This window comes from Bradyrhizobium sp. CCBAU 53351, assembly GCF_015291745.1.
Taxonomy (GTDB): Bacteria; Pseudomonadota; Alphaproteobacteria; order Rhizobiales; family Xanthobacteraceae; genus Bradyrhizobium.
This window is the reverse complement of record NZ_CP030059.1, coordinates 4,762,803-4,782,056: the sequence shown is the minus strand read 5'-3', so window position 1 is coordinate 4,782,056 and position 19,254 is coordinate 4,762,803. Positions and strand designations below refer to the sequence as shown.

General features: G+C 65.4%; 19 protein-coding genes and 3 tRNA genes. 12 read left to right on the top strand and 10 right to left on the bottom strand.

The window, feature by feature from the left end:
• Window positions 1-71 precede the first annotated feature (71 nt).
• Window positions 72-485 carry a GFA family protein gene (locus XH83_RS22640; protein WP_194402947.1) on the top strand — a complete coding sequence of 138 codons (414 nt, stop codon included), beginning with the start codon at window positions 72-74 and terminating at the stop codon, window positions 483-485.
• Between the two features lie 13 nt (window positions 486-498).
• On the opposite strand, the gene XH83_RS22635 is transcribed toward XH83_RS22640, so the two are convergent.
• Together XH83_RS22635 and XH83_RS22630 are read right to left on the bottom strand one after the other, a co-directional pair.
• Window positions 499-573: transfer RNA gene (locus XH83_RS22635), tRNA-Thr, on the bottom strand.
• Window positions 574-730: 157 nt separating this feature from the next.
• Window positions 731-1,225 carry a hypothetical protein gene (locus tag XH83_RS22630; protein WP_194402946.1) on the bottom strand — a complete coding sequence of 165 codons (495 nt, stop codon included), beginning with the start codon at window positions 1,223-1,225 and terminating at the stop codon, window positions 731-733.
• A 284-nt stretch (window positions 1,226-1,509) separates the two neighbouring features.
• On the opposite strand from XH83_RS22630, the gene XH83_RS22625 reads away from it, so the two are divergent.
• Entirely contained in the window at window positions 1,510-1,992 is a 483-nt protein-coding gene (locus tag XH83_RS22625) for a hypothetical protein (protein WP_194402945.1), read from the top strand.
• Window positions 1,993-2,037: 45 nt separating this feature from the next.
• Entirely contained in the window at window positions 2,038-2,511 is a 474-nt protein-coding gene (locus XH83_RS22620) for a hypothetical protein (protein WP_194402944.1), read from the top strand.
• 61 nt (window positions 2,512-2,572) lie between these two features.
• On the opposite strand, the gene rlmB is transcribed toward XH83_RS22620, so the two are convergent.
• Window positions 2,573-3,403, bottom strand: coding sequence for a 23S rRNA (guanosine(2251)-2'-O)-methyltransferase RlmB (gene rlmB, locus XH83_RS22615; protein ID WP_194402943.1), 831 nt, complete (start codon window positions 3,401-3,403; stop codon window positions 2,573-2,575).
• 216 nt (window positions 3,404-3,619) lie between these two features.
• Between rlmB and XH83_RS22610 the strand changes: the two genes are divergently transcribed.
• Window positions 3,620-3,705, top strand: a tRNA-Tyr gene (locus tag XH83_RS22610).
• Between the two features lie 103 nt (window positions 3,706-3,808).
• Here XH83_RS22610 and XH83_RS22605 read toward each other — a convergent pair.
• Together XH83_RS22605 and XH83_RS22600 are read right to left on the bottom strand one after the other, a co-directional pair.
• Window positions 3,809-4,840, bottom strand: a complete 1,032-nt coding sequence (locus XH83_RS22605) for an LLM class flavin-dependent oxidoreductase (protein WP_194402942.1) — start codon at window positions 4,838-4,840, stop codon at window positions 3,809-3,811.
• Window positions 4,841-4,989: 149 nt separating this feature from the next.
• Complete coding sequence (locus XH83_RS22600) at window positions 4,990-5,856, bottom strand: LysR family transcriptional regulator (protein ID WP_249132135.1); 867 nt, start codon at window positions 5,854-5,856, stop codon at window positions 4,990-4,992.
• Window positions 5,857-6,024: 168 nt separating this feature from the next.
• Here XH83_RS22600 and XH83_RS22595 point away from each other — a divergent pair, with 168 nt between their 5' ends.
• Genes XH83_RS22595 through XH83_RS22585 form a run of 3 tightly spaced genes read left to right on the top strand, consistent with a single transcriptional unit; the run spans window position 6,025 to window position 9,142 of the window.
• A complete protein-coding gene (locus XH83_RS22595; protein ID WP_194402941.1) occupies window positions 6,025-7,383 on the top strand; it encodes an MFS transporter in 1,359 nt (452 codons plus the stop codon).
• Entirely contained in the window at window positions 7,380-7,877 is a 498-nt protein-coding gene (locus XH83_RS22590; protein WP_194402940.1) for a GAF domain-containing protein, read from the top strand. The genes XH83_RS22595 and XH83_RS22590 overlap by 4 nt, the downstream gene beginning before the upstream one ends.
• Window positions 7,878-7,894: 17 nt before the next feature.
• Complete coding sequence (locus tag XH83_RS22585) at window positions 7,895-9,142, top strand: amidohydrolase family protein (RefSeq protein WP_194402939.1); 1,248 nt, start codon at window positions 7,895-7,897, stop codon at window positions 9,140-9,142.
• 36 nt (window positions 9,143-9,178) lie between these two features.
• Here the strand turns inward: XH83_RS22585 and XH83_RS22580 are convergent, their stop codons facing one another.
• Both XH83_RS22580 and XH83_RS22575 read right to left on the bottom strand, forming a co-directional pair.
• Window positions 9,179-10,159 (bottom strand): NADPH:quinone oxidoreductase family protein, encoded by a 981-nt coding sequence (locus tag XH83_RS22580; protein WP_194402938.1) that lies wholly within the window; start codon window positions 10,157-10,159, stop codon window positions 9,179-9,181.
• A 55-nt stretch (window positions 10,160-10,214) separates the two neighbouring features.
• On the bottom strand, window positions 10,215-12,272 hold the full coding sequence (locus tag XH83_RS22575; protein ID WP_194402937.1) for an ATP-dependent helicase: 2,058 nt from the start codon (window positions 12,270-12,272) through the stop codon (window positions 10,215-10,217).
• 121 nt (window positions 12,273-12,393) lie between these two features.
• Between XH83_RS22575 and XH83_RS22570 the strand changes: the two genes are divergently transcribed.
• On the top strand, window positions 12,394-12,984 hold the full coding sequence (locus tag XH83_RS22570) for a TMEM175 family protein (protein WP_194402936.1): 591 nt from the start codon (window positions 12,394-12,396) through the stop codon (window positions 12,982-12,984).
• Between the two features lie 9 nt (window positions 12,985-12,993).
• On the opposite strand, the gene XH83_RS22565 is transcribed toward XH83_RS22570, so the two are convergent.
• Complete coding sequence (locus XH83_RS22565) at window positions 12,994-13,374, bottom strand: YciI family protein (protein ID WP_194408367.1); 381 nt, start codon at window positions 13,372-13,374, stop codon at window positions 12,994-12,996.
• A 197-nt stretch (window positions 13,375-13,571) separates the two neighbouring features.
• Between XH83_RS22565 and XH83_RS22560 the strand changes: the two genes are divergently transcribed.
• A complete protein-coding gene (locus XH83_RS22560; RefSeq protein ID WP_194402935.1) occupies window positions 13,572-13,757 on the top strand; it encodes a hypothetical protein in 186 nt (61 codons plus the stop codon).
• Window positions 13,758-13,780: 23 nt separating this feature from the next.
• Window positions 13,781-13,984, top strand: a complete 204-nt coding sequence (locus XH83_RS22555) for a hypothetical protein (protein ID WP_194402934.1) — start codon at window positions 13,781-13,783, stop codon at window positions 13,982-13,984.
• Between the two features lie 10 nt (window positions 13,985-13,994).
• Here the strand turns inward: XH83_RS22555 and XH83_RS22550 are convergent, their stop codons facing one another.
• The gene (locus XH83_RS22550) at window positions 13,995-14,708 is read right to left on the bottom strand and encodes an ABC transporter substrate-binding protein (RefSeq protein WP_194402933.1); all 714 of its coding nucleotides are present in this window, start codon (window positions 14,706-14,708) and stop codon (window positions 13,995-13,997) included.
• A 337-nt stretch (window positions 14,709-15,045) separates the two neighbouring features.
• Here XH83_RS22550 and XH83_RS22545 point away from each other — a divergent pair, with 337 nt between their 5' ends.
• The gene (locus tag XH83_RS22545; RefSeq protein ID WP_194402932.1) at window positions 15,046-17,457 is read left to right on the top strand and encodes an ATP-binding protein; all 2,412 of its coding nucleotides are present in this window, start codon (window positions 15,046-15,048) and stop codon (window positions 17,455-17,457) included.
• Between the two features lie 343 nt (window positions 17,458-17,800).
• A tRNA-Gly gene (locus XH83_RS22540) sits at window positions 17,801-17,874 on the top strand.
• A gap of 72 nt (window positions 17,875-17,946) precedes the next feature.
• Here XH83_RS22540 and XH83_RS22535 read toward each other — a convergent pair.
• The gene (locus XH83_RS22535; protein WP_246776302.1) at window positions 17,947-19,020 is read right to left on the bottom strand and encodes a hypothetical protein; all 1,074 of its coding nucleotides are present in this window, start codon (window positions 19,018-19,020) and stop codon (window positions 17,947-17,949) included.
• Between the last annotated feature and the right edge of the window lie 234 nt (window positions 19,021-19,254).

Below are 19,254 nucleotides of genomic sequence, written 5' to 3'. Positions count from 1 at the left end.
TGCAACGTGTCATTTGAGACGGGCACCGCTGCCTCTTCAACTCTATCTGCCGTCAAGGGAGACCAGATTCCATGATCGATGCCAGATGCAGCTGCGGCGCGCTTTCGTTGTCGCTTCCGGGACCCTCGCGCCTCGTCGTCGCCTGTCACTGCCTCGACTGTCAGCGACGGACCGGCGCGCCGTTCGGTATCGGCGTTTTCTACGCCGCAGAGACCGTCACGATCTCTGGAGCGTCAAAGCCCTATGTTCGGACCGCCGCGAGTGGCGGCAAGGTGCGCAGCCATTTTTGTCCCGACTGCGGGTCAACGGTCTATTGGCAAGCCGACAATCTGCCGGGAATGATCGCTGTCGCCGTCGGCGCGATCGCAAATCCGGACTTCCCGGCGCCGGTCAGGTCGGTGTTCGAGCAGTCGAAACATCGCTGGGTGGAGATCACAGGTGCCGAGCACTTCCAGCAGAGCAGCGCGGCAAAGCGCGCGGGATGAGGGTGTCAGAGGCTGGTGCCGGCTGAGGGGATTGAACCCCCGACCTTCGGTTTACAAAACCGCTGCTCTACCGCTGAGCTAAGCCGGCGACGCGGGCAGGGCCGGCTGAGCCGGGGCTGTCTGCCCGTGCGCGCCGCAATACCAGACTTGATCGGAAAGTGCCAGAACCCCAAGGCGCGTCCTGGCGGACATGAATCAGGCGGCCTTGACGGCCGCCTGATGTTTCGCGCTAGAGCTGAATCGCCTTACTGGCAGATGTGCCGGCGGCCGTCTTGTCCCTTGAACCAGGTGCCGGGCGTACAGACGAAGCCGTTACGCTGGGCGTAGGTGCGGGTGTCCCAGCCGCGATTGTCCCAACCGCGGTTGTCCCACGAATTGTCGTAGGCATAGGAATTGTCCCAGGCGCGGAACGGCGCCGAGGCAATCGCGCCGGCGGTGCCGATCGCGGCGCCGGCTACGCCGGCCGCGACGTCGGTCGGCCAGAAGCCGGTGCGGCTCCTGTTCCAATCGTTATTCCAATCGCCATTGGCCTGACGATAGGTGTTGGTCTGACGGTAGGACATGCGGTGATGGCGGGATCCACGATCGGTGTAGGGATTGCCGGGGCCGAGGTTCTTGCAGTTGGCATTGGGGAATTGCGCCGCGCAGCGGCCGGGTTCGTTGACGACCGCCTGCGCCATGGCAGAGCCTGCCAGCATGGTCGCCGCAATCGCCGTCGCTCCGAGTAGCTTGATGTTCATGGTTGTTGGCTCCCATTTTGTTGACGAGAGCTAAACGCTTGCGACGCCGGACGTTCCGATGAAACCGGTGGATTTTCGTTACACCAAGGTCAAACGGATGTGAGCGCACGGCGCGGTTCCGCGGCGGCGACACCATGCGCCGTTAACGCTTCGCTAGCCCGCTTTGCAGCATTTGAGCGGCGCGCGATCCTTACGCATTAGGCTTACCGGAAGTTGGTGAGCAGGCCTTAACCCTCTCTGCGTGGTGATCGGGTAGGTTGCAGCCGGATAACCGGGGTTTCCTCATGCGCGCTGTGGCGCTCGCCACCCTTCTGATCGGACTGCCTGCGACGGCTTTTGCCGGCGGCTTCGACGTCGTCGTGCCCGGCCGCCCCGGCGTGCCTATCATCATCAACAATATCGATGCGTCCTACGCCGTCGTCGAGGGTGTCTGGGGCCTCGGCAAGAACCAGCAGGTGCAGCCCACGATCTATGGCGGGCGCTATGTCGCCGAGCGGCAGCCCGAACATGTCGGTCATTATTATCCGACGCTGGGCCTGCGGCCCGGCTACGGCCGGCTCGAGGTCGAGCCGCCCGCGAACCGCAAATTGCCCAAGCCCGCCGAGAGCTATCACCAGAGCTGGGGTGCGCAATCGGCGCCGCTTCCGGCGCAGATGGATCCGCCCGTCGATCCGCCGCCGGTGATCTACGCGCCCGAGATCAACGATCGTCCGCGGCCACCGCGACCGCGGCCGCACGTCCAAGTCCCCGGCAGGCCGCCGGGTTAAGAAACGTCAAGATCCAACAAAAACGGAAATCAACAGGAGAGAGTAATGCGTCAGATGATTTCGGGACTGGTCGCGGCAGCCGCCGTGATGTTCGTCGCCACGGCACCAGCCGCGGCCTGCGGCTTTAACCCGTGCCAGCCGGTCGCGCCGGTCTATTCCGGCTGCAACACCGGTTGCGGCGGCTATGGCTACGGCGCCTATGAGCGTCTCGCCGAGCCGACCACGCAATATTACCACGTCAACCAGGGTCCGACCTACACCGGCCCGGGCGCCTTCGCGCCGTATCCGACCTATCGTGAAGACGCGGTCGTCGCGCCCGCCAATTACGGCTACGGCTATCGCGCCGCTGCCGCTCCCTATCACCGGCCGTATTACCGTCCGTATCGCTATGGCTATGGTCCGCGCTACGGCTATCTGCCGCGCGTGCACTACGGCCACGGTCCGCGCTACGGCTACGCCCACCGCCACGCGCCGATGCCGTACTACGGCGGTCACCGCGTGCTGCGCCGCTATTACTGATCTCTGATCGGTCGAGTGACGAGACGCCCGTTCGCGCGATGCGAACGGGCGTTTTGCTTTTCTACCGCTTCATCAGCCCCAGCCGGCTTGCGCCGACATAGAGCGAAAGCACGGCGGCATTCGACACGTTGAGACTCTTGATCTCGCCGGGCATGTCGAGCCGCGCCACGACGCTGCAGGTCTCGCGCGTCAATTGCCGCAGACCCTTTCCTTCGGCGCCTAGCACGAGCGCGAGCGGCTCGCGCAGCGCGACGTCCGAGAGGTCCTCGCTGCCTTCGCTGTCGAGCCCGACGGTCTGGAAGCCGCGTTCGTTCAGCGCGGTGAGCGCGCGGGCGAGGTTCTGCACGGTGATGATCGGCACCAGCTCGAGCGCGCCGGATGCGGCCTTCGCCAGCACGCCGGTCGCCTCCGGACTGTGGCGTGCGGTGGTGACGATCGCCTTGACCGCGAACGCTGCGGCCGAGCGCAGGATGGCGCCGACATTGTGGGGGTCGGTGATCTGGTCGAGCACCAGCACCATGCCTTCCTGCTTCAAGGTCTCGATATCGGGCGAGGGCAGGGGATCGGCTTCGGCGAGCAGGCCCTGGTGCACGGCATCGGGTGACAGCAGGCGGTCGATCTCCTGAGGCCGGACGATCTCGGGCGTGACTGGGGTCGCGATGTTTTCGTCCGCCAATCGCTTGGCCGCGTTCTCGGTCAACGTCAGTTTGCGAATCCGCCGCTGGGGGTTGGCCAGCGCCATGGAAACGGAGTGCCAGCCATAGAGGATGACCGGCCCGTCGGTTGCCGAATCGCGGTCGCGCCGGGCCGGGCGACCGGCCGATTTCTCGGCCTTCTTGAAGGGCTTACCGTCCCGGCGACGGCCCTTGGGTGCGAATTCTCGATCGTTCATGGCTGCGCTTGTGTCACGGGTTCCGGAATATGGCAATTTGGCCATCTCCTGAGGCCATTATGGACCATTTTCCCCGAACGCCTCGGTTGACTTTACCCCACCGCTTCGCCCATAACCGCGCCCGGTCGCGCCCCCATCCGGGCTGTCGCGGCCTCACGTTCCATGGCCGTCTTCGGTCCGCCGGCAAGGTCCGGCCCGATTGTGCTGCCGTCGAGCGGGGGAGTGTCCCGAGTGGCAAAGGGAGCTGACTGTAAATCAGCCGCCTCATGGCTTCGCAGGTTCGAGTCCTGCCTCCCCCACCACGCTTCGCCCTTCGGGCTACGCGTGGCGCAGCCACGCGATGCCTGAAGGGCGAGGCGTGGTGTCCGGCGAAGCCCGAAGGGCGAACGGACTGACGCGAGTTTCTCACCCCATCATCTCCCGCACCATCGGCACCACCTTCCGCCCATAGAGCTCGATGCTCTTCATCAGCTTCTCGTGCGGCAACGGCCCTGCCGAATACTTCAGCTGAAAGCGCGAAATGCCGAGCGCCTTTGCGGTCTTCGCGATCTTGCGCGCGACCGTCTCCGGCGAGCCGACATAGAGCGAGCCGTGCTCGGCTTCGCTGACGAATTCGTCGCGGCCCATCGGCGGCCAGCCGCGCTCCTTGCCGATGCGGTCGCGCATCGCCTTGTAGTCGGGCCATAGCTCTGCGCGCGCCTGCTCGTCCGTCTCCGCGACATAGCCGGGCGAATGCACGCCGATCGGCTGGGCGGTGCGGCCGAACTCCTTGGCGGCGCGGTGATGGAGATCGACGAAGGGCGCAAACCGCGCGGGATCGCCGCCGATGATCGCGAGCATCAACGGCAGATCGTAATGAGCGGCGCGCACGACCGACTGCGGGCTGCCGCCGACACCGATCCAGGTTTTCAGCGTGCCGTTCTCGACCGGGGGATAGACCAACTGGTCCCGCAGCGGTGGACGCAGCTTGCCTTCCCAGGTCACCGGCTTCTGCGACAGCAGCGCCGCGAACAAATCGAGCTTCTCCTCGAACAGCTCTTCATATTTGCGCAGGTCGAAGCCGAACAGCGGAAAGGATTCGGTGAACGAGCCGCGGCCGAGGATCACCTCGCCGCGTCCGTTCGAGAGTGCATCGAGCGTCGCAAAGCGCTGGAACACCCGGATCGGATCGTCCGACGACAACACCGTCACGGCCGAGCCGAGGTGAATGCGCTTGGTGCGCGAGGCGATCGCCGCCAGCACGGTCTCCGGCGAGGAGATCGCGAAGTCGGCGCGGTGATGCTCGCCGAGGCCGATGAAGTCGAGGCCGAGCTCGTCAGCCAGCACGGCTTCGTCGACGACGTTGCGGATCACCTGCGCATGGGGAAGCACCGCGCCTGAGGCGTCCTTGGTGACGTCGCCAAAGGTGTCCAGTCCGAATTGAAGGGGGGCGGTCATTGATCAGTCTCTGCGGACGCAGCTTGCGCCGGTCACTGTGGGGAGGGCATCGTTTCGGTGGAGCTAGGCCGCGGTGACCGGTGCAACAATACTGGTTCGAGAAACCCACCGTTTCCTTTTTGGATCGTGTCGGGTTTCGGCCCGCGTCGTCAGTCGGTTTTGGCGAACATCCCGACCAGGGTCTCGCGCAGCCAGCGCTGCGCCGGCACGGTGTCGTTGCGTTGGTGCCAGAACAGGCTGACGATGCGCGCTGGCGCGCGAAGCGGAAGCGGCATGGCGTGCAGGAACGGCGCGTGCCTTGATTGCGAGCGCAGGTCGCTCGGCAGCACCGCGATCAGGTCGGACTGGCGCACGACCTCGTAGGCGGCACTGTAGTGATTGACCGTAGCGACCAGGTTACGCGACAGTCCGCGCGAGGCAAGGAAGAGGTCGTAAGACGGCAAGGTCTTGCCGGCAAGACTCACGTCGACATGTCCGGCGTTGAGGAAGCTGCGTGTGCTCAGCCGCTTCTGTGCGGCGAGCGGATGTCCGCGCCGCATGAAGCAGGCGTAATCGACCGTCCACAGCGAGCGCGAGCGGATGGCGGCCGGCTGCTGCGCCTCGTTGACATAGACGCTGAGCACGCAGTCGACGCGATTGTCTTCGAGCTGATCGGCGATCTCCAGGATGGTGTTGGGGACGGTGTGGACGCGCGCCTTGGGTGCGACCTTGCCGAAATGGCCGAGCAGGTCTGGCATCACCAGCGAGGCGACGTAGTCCGACATCGAGAGGCTGAACTCGGTCTGCGCACGGCTCGGATCGAACACCTGCTCGTCGAGCGCGCCGCGAACGCGCTCGAGCGCCTCGCCGATCGGCTCCCACAGCACCACGGCGCGCTGGGTCGGACGGATTCCGGTACCGGACCTCACGAACAGGGGATCGCCGAGCGCCTCGCGCAGCCGCGCCAGCGCGTTGCTGACCGCAGGCTGGGTCATCGTCAGCGCGTTTGCGGCGCGCGTGACACTGCCCTCGGTCATCAGGGCTTCGAACACTTTCAGCAGGTTGAGGTCGAGCGATCGAAACGACAGAACATTCACCACAGTGATGTACTAGATCATGATTATAAATTATGACGATAATATCTCTTTGTCTATGGTTCCCCCAGGGAGTTGCGGAGGCCGGGCCGCCGGACAGAGGGGACTGACATGTCGATGATCTCGGCGCGTATCGAGCGCCTGCCATACGCGCGCTTCCACACGCACCTGCTGTTGATGGGCGGGCTCGGCTACATGTTCGACGCGATGGACGCGGCCGTGCTGGCGTTCATCCTGCCGGTGCTGCGCACCGCCTGGAATCTGACGAGCGTGCAGATCGGCGTGCTCGGCAGCAGCACTTATATCGGCTTCCTGTTCGGCGCGCTGCTGGCGGGTACGCTCGGTGATCTGATCGGCCGCCGCGCGGTGATGATGTCGGCGCTGGCGCTGTATTGCGCCGCATCGATCGTCAGCGCCGCAGTGGACAGCTGGTCGTCGTTCTTCGCCGCTCGGGTCGTCGCGGGCATGGGCACCGGCGCGGAAAGCGCGATCATCGCGCCTTATCTCGCCGAGTTCGTGGCGCGGCGCTTCCGCGGCAGCTTCACCGGCGCGCTGGCGGGCTTCTTCTCCTTCGGCTTCGTCGCGGCTGCCTTGCTCGGCTATTTCATCGTTCCCGCCTATGACAATGGCTGGCGTATCGTGCTGGTGATCACCGCGGTGCCGGTCGTCATGCTGCTGTGGTGGCGCAGGGCGCTGCCGGAATCGCCACGCTGGCTGGAGAGCCGGGGCAGGGCGAAGGAGGCCGAAGCGGTGCTGGACAAGATCGAGGCCGGCTTCGCGCACCAGGGCGTTGTTCTGCCGCAACCGGTCGTCGAAGCAGCAGCGCCCGCCGTGACCGGCGGGACGCTGCTCGCCAATTTCGCCGCATTGCTGGCGGGCCGCCAGGCGCGCATCACCATCATGACCTGGATCATGTGGCTTGCGATCACCTTCAGCTATTACTCCTTCTTCGTCTGGATCCCCGGCCTGCTGGTGCAGAACGGCATGAGCATCACCAAGAGCTTTGCCTATTCGATCGCGATCTATTGCGCGCAGATCCCCGGCTACTTCAGCGCCGCCTGGTTCAACGAGCGCATCGGCCGGCAGGCCACGATTGCCTCCTACATGGTGCTCGGCGGCATCAGCGCGCTCGGGCTCGCCTTCGCGCAGACCGACCAGCACATCATGGTTGCCGGCATTTTGCTGTCGTTCTTCATGAACGGGACCTATGCCGGCGTCTACGCTTATACAGCGGAGGTGTTTCCCACGCCGGTGCGGACCACCGGCGCCGGCCTCGCTTCGGCGATCGGCCGCATCGGCGCGATCGTGTCGCCGATCCTGGTCGGCTACCTCTATCCCAATTTCGGCTTCGCCGGCGTGTTCGGCATCACTACCAGCGTCCTGCTGATCGGCGCACTCACCGTCGTGGTGATGGGCGTGCCGACCCGCGGCCGTTCGCTGGAAGACATCGCCGCGGGCGAAGTCGCATGAGGCAGACGACATTCCGAGCCGACCCGCTGCTCTGCGCTGTAGCGGCTGCGCAGGGCAGGGTGGATCAGCCCGATGCGCTGTTCTCGGCGCTGGACCAGGCCTTGAAGTCGGCGATCGGGCACAAGCTGTTCACGATCCTCACTTATGACGACGGCAGCGGGGAAGCGGCGCGGATCTATTCCAATCTTCCTGGGCCTTATCCGACGGGCGGACGCAAGCGCCTGGCGCCCGGCCCGTGGACCGAGGCCGTGCTCGATCGCGGCGAGGCCTATGTCGGCTACACGATCGACGATCTGCGCCACGTCTTCTCCGATCACGAGCTGATCGCTTCACTCGGCTGCGAGAGCGTGCTCAACATGCCCGTGCGCTGGCGCGGGCGCACGCTCGGCTCGCTCAACCTGCTCCATGAAGCGGGCTGGTACGGCGAGGACGATGTCGCCGCGTGCCTTCCGTTCGCCCAGCTCGCCTTGCCCGCGCTGCTCACACAGTCCTGACCAGACAGGAAACGACCATGCCCAGCACCCTCTTCAAGAATGCCGCTCTGCTCGATCCGCTTCAGCCGGATCTGCTGGAAGGCTATCACCTGCTGGTCGAGGACGACGTGATCAGGGAGGTCTCGGACCGGCCGCTCAATGTCACGGCCGATCGCACCATCGACCTGAAGGGCAAGACGCTGATGCCCGGGCTGATCGATCTGCATGTGCATGCGATCGCGGTCGAGCTCAATCTGGCACAGCAGGTGCACATGCCGAACGTGCTGGTGACGCTGCGCTCGACCCTGCTGCTGCGCGGCATGCTCAGGCGGGGCTTCACCACGGTGCGCGATGCCGGCGGCGCCGGCCACGCGCTGAAGCAAGCGATCGAGACAGGCCTCACCGACGGCCCGCGGCTGTTCGTCTCCGGCCGCGCGCTCAGCCAGACCGGCGGCCATGGCGACATGCGGGCGCGCTCGGATTATCTGGCCAGCGACGCGCCATGTCCGTGCTGCGTGCGGGTCGGCGCGCTGGCGCGCGTGGCCGACGGTGTCGACGGCGTGCGCAAGGCCGCGCGCGAAGAGCTGCAGATGGGCGCCGACCAGATCAAGATCATGGCCTCCGGCGGCGTCGCCTCGCCGACCGATCCGGTCGGCGCCTTTGGCTATTCCGAGGACGAGATCCGCGCCATCGTCGAGGAGGCGCGCGGGCGCCAGACCTATGTGCTCGCCCATGCCTACACCGCCGCTGCCATCGAGCGCGCGGTTCGCTGCGGCGTGCGCACCATCGAGCACGGCAACCTGGTTGATGCGCCGACCGCGCGCCTGATGGCCGAGAAGGGCGCCTATGTGGTGCCGACGCTCATCACCTACGAGGCGCTGGCGAACGAAGGCGCCCAATACGGCCTGCCGCCGGAAAGCGTCGCCAAGATCGCCGATGTCCGCGACGCCGGGCTGCGCTCGCTTGCGATCTATCGCGACGCCGGCGTCAAGATGGGGTTCGGCAGCGACCTGCTTGGCCCCTCGCAACGCCTGCAGAGCGACGAATTCCGCATTCGCGCCGAGATCCTCGGTCCCCAAGCGGTGATCGCCAGCGCGACAGTGATTGGCGCCGAGGTGCTCGGCATGGAAGGCAGGCTCGGCCGGATCGTACCCGAGGCCATCGCCGACCTGCTGGTGGTCGACGGCAATCCGCTGCGCGATGTCACCTGCCTGCTCGGCCAGGGCGAGCACATCCCGATGGTGATGAAATCAGGCAAGGTCCACTTCGACAGGTTGAGCGCGTAGCCGGCGCTACCGCCACATCCCGCGCGGCGATGCATCCTATTTTGAGATCCGCACGACCATCTTGCCGAGCGCCCCGCGTGTCTGCATGGTCCTGAACGCGTCCCGGAAATCCTCGAGCGCGAAGACGCGGCCGACCACGGGCTTCAGCTGGCCGTCGGCGAGCCAGCCCGTCAACTGCGACATCAGGTGCTTCTGCACCTCTGGCTCGCGCACCGGAATCTGCGCGAGGTCGACGCCGAGCAGGGCGCCGCCTTTCAGCAATGGCAGGTTGAATGGCAATGCCGGAATCGCACCAGCCGCAAAACCGACCACGAGATGGCGGCCGCGCCAAGCGATGGAGCGAAACGCCTGCACCGAGATCTCGCCACCGACGGGATCGAAGATCACGTCCGCGCCGTGTCCTCCGGTCAATTCCTTCAACGTGTCCCGCCAGCCGGTCTGCGTGTAGTCAATCACAGCGTCGGCGCCGTGTTGTTGCGCGAACGTGCGCTTGTCTGGTGTCGAGGCCGCTGCGATCACACGGGCGCCGAGCAGTCTGCCAATCTGGACCGCCGCGATTCCCGTGCCGCCGGCCGCGCCCAGCACCAGGAGCTGTTCGCCCGCGCAGAGCGAGGCGCGTGCACTGAGCGCATAGAGCGCGGTGAGATAATTGGCGCGAAACGAGGCGGCGACCTCGGCCGCAACACCGTCCGGCAGCGGGTAGACCGCTTCGGGCCTGACGACGATCTCCTCGGCGAGCGCACCAGACCGCGTCATGCCCATCACACGCATGCCCGGCTCGAAACCGCCGGGGGCGCCGGGAGCCTCGGTCACAACGCCTGCGAATTCCGTTCCCGGAATGAAGGGCAGGGGATCCTTGGTCTGATAGCGTCCCTCGATCTTCAAACCGTCGACGAAGCCGATCCCGGCGGCCTCCACCCGGACACGCAGCTGTCCAGGCTCGATGCGCGGGGACGGAACGTCCTGCAGCTCGATCTGATCGATGGGGGCGTATTGCTCGACGACGACGGCTTTCATGTCGGACCTCTGTGTTCCACTGATCCTGACAGGTCTCGCGACCGGCCTCTTGCGTCTACCGCCACATCCCCCGCATCCGCGCCCCGATGTCGATCTTCGGCCCCTGCGCCGCGGTGCGGGCTGCACCTGGGGCGGACTTCGGCCAGGCGGTGCGCTCGAACAGATAGACCAGCTGCTCCGGGATGAAGCGGGTGCGCGAGGCGTAGACGTGGCGGTCGCCCTTGGCGGCCTGGCCATGGACGAAGAAGCGCTGGGGCACGACGAGGTGCAAATCGTCCTTGGCGCGCGTCATCGCGACGTAGAGCAGGCGGCGCTCCTCCTCGAGCTCGGCGCTGGTGCCGGCGCCGAGGTCGGACGGCATGCAGCCATCGACGACGTTGAGCACGAACACGGACTTCCACTCCTGGCCTTTGGCCGAGTGGATAGTGGAGAGGATCAGATAATCCTCGTCGCGCAAGGGCGGACCCGATTTGTCGCTGGTCGCGTCCGGCGGATCGAGCGTGAGCTCGGTCAGGAATTTCTCGCGCGAGGGATAGCCGCTTGCGATCTGCTCGAGCTGCATCAAATCGGCGCGGCGCGTCTCGGAATCCTCGTGGAGGCGATCGAGATGCGGCTCGTACCACAGCCGGACGCGTTCGAGATCGACGGGCCATTCCGAATAGCGCAAGTTCTCGACCGTGCGGACGAAGGCGATCCAGTCGTCTCCGGTGCGTGCCGGCACCGGGAGATGCGCCAGCGCGTGCAGCGGGTCCATGCTCTCCGCCATCTGATCGAGCACGCGCTGCGCTGTCGCGGGGCCGATACCCGGCAACAGATGCAGGATGCGGAAACCTGCGACGCGGTCGCGCGGGTTCTCGGCGAAGCGCAGCAAGGCCAGCACGTCCTTGACGTGCGCGGCGTCGAGGAATTTCAGCCCACCGAATTTCACAAAGGGAATGTTGCGGCGGGTCAGCTCGATCTCGAGCGGGCCGGAATGCGAGGACGTCCGGAACAGCACCGCCTGGTGCTTGAGCAGCGCGCCTTGCTCGCGGTTCGCCAGCACCTCCTCGACTATGTAGCGGGCCTGGTCGGCCTCGTCGTGCACGGTGACGAGCTGCGGCTTGTGCGAGGCGGTGCGGTCGGTCCAGAGGTTTTTGGTGAAACGCTCGCGTGCGAGTCCAATCACGCCATTGGCCGCGGCGAGCACGGCCTGGGTCGAGCGGTAGTTGCGGTCGAGCGTGATCATCTCCGCGCGGGGCGAGAAACTCTGCGGAAAATCCAGGATGTTGCGCACGGTGGCGGCGCGGAACGAGTAGATCGACTGGGCGTCGTCGCCGACCACGGTGAGCCCGCGTCCGTCGGGCTTGAGCGCCAGGAGGATCGAGGATTGCAGGCGGTTGGTGTCCTGATATTCGTCGACCAGCACGTGGTCGAAGCGGCCGCCGATTTCTTCCGCGATCAGCGCATCGCTCATCATCTGCGACCAATAGAGCAGCAGGTCGTCGTAATCGAGCACATGCTGGGCCTGCTTGGCCTCGACATAGGCTGCGAACAGGCCCTTCAGCTCGGCGGCCCACCCCGCACACCAGGGATAATGCTGGCCGAGCACCTTCTCGATCTCCATCTCGGCATTGACGCAGCGCGAGTAGATCGACAGGCACGTGCCCTTGGCCGGAAAGCGGCTCTCGGTCTTCGACAGCCCGCGCTCGTGCCGGACCAGGTTCATCAGGTCGGCGGAGTCCTCGCGGTCGTGGATCGTGAAGGCAGGGTCGACGCCGATCCGCTCGGCATATTCGCGCAGCAGCCGCGCGCCGATGCCGTGGAAAGTGCCGGCCCAGGTGAGGGCATCGCGCATGATCGCGGCGTTGTTCTCGCCCAGCACCTTACGGGCGATGCGCTCGACCCGGCCGGCCATCTCGGCCGCCGCGCGTCGGGAGAATGTCATCAGCAGGATGCGGCGCGGATCGCTACCTGCGACGATCAGATGCGCGACGCGGTGGGCCAGCGTGTTGGTCTTGCCGGAGCCGGCGCCTGCGATGACGAGCAGGGGGGCGCCCACGGTCGCGCCGTCGGCCACGCCATGCTCCACGGCGCGGCGCTGCTCCGCATTGAGCGTGTCCAGATATGTTGCCACGAATCGCCCCGGTGAAAGGGCGAGAGTCGGCGATCCCATCGCGAATCGCAATGCGGCTGGACGGAACCTGAATTAGGATTTAGGGGAGGACGGCCCGAAGTTCCAGCTGCGCACACCCGACATGACCGAGCTCAAGCCCGACCAGTTCGAGATGCGGCGGCTGGAATCGCTCAGCAACACCATTTTCGGTGTCGCCATGACGCTTTTGGCCTACGACCTGCCCAAGGCCGCGGTGTTTACCAGCGCCCCCGACTGGAGCGACCTCGCCCATGTCTATTCCGGCAAGCTCGCCGGCTTCGCGCTCAGCTTCATCATCGCCGGCGTGTTCTGGATCAGCCATCACCGGCGGCTGGCGCGCCAGCCGGTCAGCAGCCGCGGCGCGGTGATCCTCAACCTGTTCTTCCTGCTCTCGATCGTGCTGCTGCCTGTCACCAACGGCCTCTACACCAATTACGGCAGGAGCAGTGCAGTCGCGGTGCTCTACGGCCTGCACCTCACCGCGATTGCCGGGCTCAATGCCTGGCTGTGGTGGACGATCCTCGGCAGCTGGCGCCACGAGATCATGGCCTCGCTGTTTCCGCTTCTGGTGTTCATCCCCGGCACGATCGTGGCGGCATTTGCGCCGCACGTCGCGCCTTTCGTCTGGTTCATCGCCTTCGGCGGGCTCCTGATCCAGCGCTTCTATGGTGCGCGGACCGGGCCGGGCGGCTAGGGCTGCGCCTCACCCGGACGTCGCGCCGAACCCATCGGCAGGCACGTAAAGCTTGACCGGGCGGATTTCGTAGACCGCGGTCGGATTGACCGCACGCAGCTTCCGCGCCGCCGCGATCGCCTCGTCCTCGGTGGCGCATTCCATCAGGTGGAAGCCCAGGAGCTGCTCCTTGGTCTCGGCAAACGGCCCGTCCAGCACCATGCCTGCACCCGGGCCACGCAAGGTGCGCGCCTTTCGGGTCCCATCCAAACGGGCGGCCGGCCCAAACTGTCCGCTTGCCCGCAAGGGCTCCTGAACCGCGATGACCTTTGCCACGACCGCGGCGTCATGCTCCGGCGTCCAGGACGTGACCTCGTCTTCCACATGATAGGCCAGAATGGCGTAAAGCATCGTCACCTCGTTGTTTTCTGCACAGATCCCAAGGACGTCCCACCGCAGGCGGTGCCGACATTCCCGAAGCAAAATATTGCGCGGGCCGCAAGCGACGAAACCGTCCTGAAACCCGATTGCGGCCCGGCCGCGTGAACGCCGTCGGAAGCGGTCGCGACTGATGACCACAAACAACAAGATTTCTGCTGGAGGCGGCAATGTCGGGTCACATCATCAAGATCATCTGCGACGCGCGTCGGGCCGGACGATCGGAGACGGCCGATCTACACGACCAAAGCGGTCACCACCGCTATTACGGCAGCTCGGCCGAGAATGGCGGCGAGCGCATCGTGGAAAGCCGGCGCGGCAAGCGCCCGCGTGCACCCGGCGGCTGCGGCGTCTGAAGCCTCACGACACCGTTTCCTGCATGGACCTTCTGCAGATATCGATCGCGGCGATGCCGTTTCTCGTCTCGCTCGTGAGCCGCAACGGCAAGGCCATCGCGCCGTGCCTGCTCGCGAGCATCTTCACCGTGCTGCTCGGCGGGGAGCCTCACCGCGCAGTCGTGGCCTGGTGTGTCGGCATATTGATCGCAGCCGTCGCATTGCGCGAGCGGCTTCGGATGAGCTGACTGACGGCTCTCACGGCCCGCTCAGGACCTGCTTGACCAGGACCTCGCGCAGCGCCGCCAGTTCGCCGCTCGCCTCCATCTCAGCGATCACCTTGCCCACTTTCGGCACCAGATCGCGATGGCGTTCATGCAAATAGTGGTAGATGTGGATGCGCTCGAGCGGCGGCGAGAGCGGGTAGATCTTGGCCTGCAGATTGAGTTTCCTCACCGCGGCAAGGCCGCTGAAGAGGTCGGTGACCATCACGTCGAAGCGGTCGGCGTCGAGCATCCTGACCATGTTGTCGAGGCCGGTGGTCGCCGTGACGCGGGCCATGCCGCGCGTGCCGGCTTCCGAGGAGCCGACGCCGCGGACGATGCCGATGCTGTAGTCCTTGATCGAATCCCAGCCGGCGACGTCGAACCGGAGCCTGGTCGCGAACACTGCGGGCTCGATGTAGTTGATCGCCGGCGTGACCTGGACCAGCGTCGGGTAGTCGCGCGCGAGCGTTCCGATCCGCTGGATCTCGCCGTCGACCTCGCCGGCGCTCGACAGCGCGAGCGCGCGCTTGCCGGGGACGTCCTCGAACTCCAGCCTGATGTTCAGCTTGGCATAGACAGCCCGCAGCATCTCGCCGCCGACATATTGATCGGGGATGTCGGCGATGCGCGCCAGCCGGATCACATCCTGCACCTGGGAGGGACCGGCTGCGAGCAACGACAGGCAGGCGACCATCAGCCGCCACATGAGGCGCCTCCTTTGGTTGCTACCACTGGATTCGGACGTCCGCGCGATCTACCGGAAGTGGGCACCTGGGGGCCGGCAACCGTTACCGCTTGCCCCGCGAGCGACTCCGCACTTTCACCGATGTCATTCTAGCACGCGCAGTGGTAGTTTGCGCGGGTATCCTGCTGCTGGGCGCAAGACATGACTTGTCGACCTCAAGCCGCCCACGGGCCGACAGGATGATTGCGCGCGGGGTGACGAGGCGGGCGTCTCAACTCCTGGATTGCTACTTTTGGATTGCTCGAGACTGCAGCCGGCTGGCCGGAGCAGGGAGCCGCCATTTCCGAGGATGTGGTGCATGGCCAACGCAGGCGACGAGGACCCCAAGCACAGCCGCGCCGTCGCGCCGGCGGCTGCGAAGCCGGGTCTGACCGGCGTCGGGACCACGCTCGCAGCTCCGGTGTTCCCGTCGCTCCTGTCACGGCTCTTCAACTGGTCGCGCAGCGGCGTCGGACCACGGCTCCTCGCCGCCGTGCTACTGTTCTCTTCGGTCGTGACGCTGACGCTGACTGCGCTTCAGCTCTATCTCGATTACGATCGCGAGGTCGCCCTCATCGAGACGCGGCTCGACGAGATCGGCCGCAGCACGACCGGCAGCCTCGGCGAGAGCCTGTGGAATCTCGACCAGAACCAGCTCAAGCTCCAACTCGACGGCATCCTGCGGCTGCCTGACATCCGGGCCGCCGAAGTGCGCGAGATCGCCGATCGTCCCGATCCGATCCGCCTTGCGGTGGGCGAGCCCAGCACCCGCTCCGTGGTGACGCGCGACTATCCCTTGAACACGACAGTGCAGGGGACCGCGCGCGAGATCGGCCTGCTCCACGTCGAGGCGACGCTGACCGACATCTATCAGCATCTGCTCAACCGGGCGCTGGTCATCCTGGCCAGCCAGGCGGCAAAGACATTCCTGGTCTCGCTGTTCATCATCTACATGTTCCATCTGCTGGTGACGCGGCATCTGGCCGCCATCGCCGAGTTCGTCAGCAAATACAGCCTGGCGCGGCCGCCGCCGCCTTTGCGCCTGGAGCGCCGGCCGCCCTATGAAGCCGATGAGCTCGACAAGGTGATCGACGCCTTCAACGCGATGTGCGCGAACCTCGAGCGCGCCTATGGCGAGCTGCGAGAGGCCAATGCAAATCTCGAGCGCGATCTGAAAATCCGCCGGCGCGCCGAGGAGGACGCCCGGGCGAGCGAGGAACGTTTCCGCGACTATGCCGAGACCGCATCGGACTGGTTCTGGGAGACCGGCCCGGATCATCGGTTCACCTACCTGTCGGACCGGGTGGTCGCCTTCGGCATGGATCCCAAGGTTCGGGTCGGCACGCGCCGCATCGATACCGCGCTCGACCGCGAGACCGAGCCCGAGAAATGGCGCGCGCACCTGGCGGCGCTGGACCGTCACGAGCCGTTTCGAAAGTTCGAATATCGCGGGCACGACACCAAGGGCCGGATTCATCATTTCAGCGTCAACGGCAAGCCGGTCTTCGATGCCGACGGACGCTTCACGGGCTACCGCGGCTCCGCGACCGACCTCACCGCGCAGCACGAAACCGAGGAGCGCTTACGTCAATCCCAGAAGATGGATGCGATCGGCCAGCTCACCGGCGGCGTCGCGCACGATTTCAACAATGTGCTCACGGTCATCACCGGCACCATCGAGATCATCCGGGACGGGCTTGCGGACAAGCCCGAGCTCTCCGCGATCGCGCAGCTGATCGACGATGCGGCCGCGCGCGGCGCCGAGATCACCTCGCAGCTCCTGACCTTCGCGCGCCGCCAGCCGCTGGCGCCGCGCGAGATCGACGTCAACGCGCTCGTGGTCGAGACCGCGAAGCTGCTCAAGCCCATCCTCGGCGAGCATATCGAGATCGACATCCGGCTCGCCGACGACGCCTGGTCTGCGATGGCGGATCCCTCGCAGCTCTCCTCCGCGATCGTCAACCTCGCGGTCAATGCACGTGACGCGATGCCGGGGGGCGGCAGGCTCACCCTCGAAACCGCGAACCGGGAGTTCGAGGGCGCCGGCAGCGTCGCCGACGGCGACGCCGTGCGCGGCGCCTTCGTGATGGTCGCGGTCGGCGACACCGGCCACGGCATCCCGGCCGACATTCGCGACCGGGTGTTCGAGCCGTTCTTCACCACCAAGGGCGTCGGTCGCGGCACGGGGCTCGGGCTCAGCATGGTCTACGGCTTTGCCCGCCAGACCGGCGGCACCGTCGCAGTCGAGAGCGAGGAGGGGACCGGCACGGTGATGCGGCTGTTCCTGCCGCGGTCGAAGGGCGAGGCGCCGGCCAGGGCGACACCGGTTCAGGCGCCCGTCACGGCACGTGGGCAGGAGACGATCCTCGTAGTCGAGGACGATCCGCTGGTGCAGGGTTATGTCATCGCCCAGCTCGGCAGCCTCGGCTATCGCACGCTCGTGGCCGGCGACGGCGCATCGGCGCTGGCGCTGGTCGACCAGGGCGCCAAATTCGATCTCCTGTTCACGGACATCATCATGCCCGGCGGCATGAACGGGCGGGAATTGGCCGACGCCGTCCGGCTCCGCCGGCCCGGCGTGAAGGTGCTCTACACCTCCGGCTACACCGACGATGCCATCGTCCACGAAGGGCATCTGGATCCCGGCGTGACGTTGCTCGGAAAGCCCTACCGGAAGTCGGAGCTGTCGCAGAGAATTCGCGAAGTGCTTGCGGGCGAGCCGCCGGCCTGAGCCCCGCGACCGACAGAAAGGCCGGCGACGAAAAAGGCGCGGCGGGGAAGCCCCGTCGCGCCCGATTTCGTGCTCGCTGGTCCAGGGCTGAGAGCGCCCCGATGCCAAGCCTTATTCAGAGCTTAGCGGGCGATCCCAGCGAGGTGACAGCGCTTGGTAAAAGACACTGGATCACCTCCTTTCGTTGGTTGCGGAAGATTTCAATATAGGCGGCATTGCCGCCGCTGTTAAGGGGCTGCGGGTCCGGAAGGAACCGGCGGAATTCGCAGGGCTGAGAACACACCCGAAAGCGGCGTCCTGGTAGTTGAGACCGCCGCCCGGCCGTGTTAGGGAGCCCCGTAGCGCGGGTGTAGCTCAATGGTAGAGCAGCAGCCTTCCAAGCTGAATACGAGGGTTCGATTCCCTTCACCCGCTCCAAAGTTTTCAATGACTTAGCTCGTCAAGGACTTCTCATTCTGACAAGCTACCGATTTCCATTCTGACAAATGTTCACTTTACGGCCGCTTGCTTCGCCAGTTTTGCGCGCCGCTTGATGCGCTTCATCTGCGCGTCCTGCTTGGCTTCATCATCGTCGTGCAGGTAGTGCGCCATTGCCGCTGTCGACGACCACTGGCCCTTCTGCATCAACTGCGTCTCGGTCAGTCCGGAGGTGCTCGCCTCCGTCGTACCGCCGTGGCGGCCGAATGAGGTAAAGGTCAGCTCTGACCGCAGTCCTGCTGCCATGATGACCTTCTTCGAAATACGCTGAACCTGGGTGAGCATCTCTCCCTTGCCAAACCAGGGCAAGCTGCTGCCGTCTCGGCGCAGCATCAGCCCACCCGTTGGCCGCAGTGCTTTGATTGCGTCGAGTTCAGCCATCAACACCGGATAGAGCGCCTTGCCCTTGGCATTGAACAATGGCTCCCAAGACCCGGTGCTCGTCTTGTAATTGATGACATAGACGTGGTTTGGCCGGCTCGGCGGCCGGTAATGGTCAGCCACGAAACGGACGAACATGTGCGCCTCGCGCTGAAGCAGTTCCCACCCGATCAGAGCCCCAGTTGCGAGCGAGGGATAGCCCATTTCGATCGCCTTGGCGCGAAACGCCGCCAACTCCGCAAACGTTGCATGAGGTGTTTCGCGCGAGTTTGATTGTAGGCCCATCTTCTCGAACGGATTCTTCGGCGGGAAAACGCTCGGGTTGGCGCGCGACACCGTATTCCACGCAGTGCGCGCGGTCTTCATTGCGTGATTGACAGTGGTGCGGCGCTCTACCTTTTTGCCTTTGACCTCCTTGAAAAGAAGTTTCCCAAAGAGGTCATCGACGAAAGCCGTGTCGATGCTCGAGACTCGGCGGGTCCCGAGGCGCCTGCCGTCCTTTAGCAGATATTCGCAGATCATCTTGATACCCGTCTCGTGCACGCGGCATTGACCCGGGCTCAAGGCTTGTAGTCGCTTGGCGGTTTTCTGCGACCACGTGCGGCGATATTCGTGAAACATCCAGTCCAGTGTGCCGACGACCACGCCGGCAACGGAAGTAGCGTCCTCACCACCGGTGCGCCAGCTATCGAACGCCGGCAGCAAGATCCTCTCCGCCCGCTGTACCGCTCTGTCGTAGTCGGCACCCAGCGGTTCGTTCTGCAATGGGCAACCTTGCTTGCGCGCCCAGCTTGGGACGTTAAAAAAATAGCCCCAGCCGGTCTTGAGCTGCTTGTGTAACGTATAGCGAGGTAGGGGGAGTGTCGATCGTCTACGTCTCACAGAAGCCTCCGCGACACCTCCGGATCGTCTTCCGGGTCTATCGAGCGGTGTTTGTCC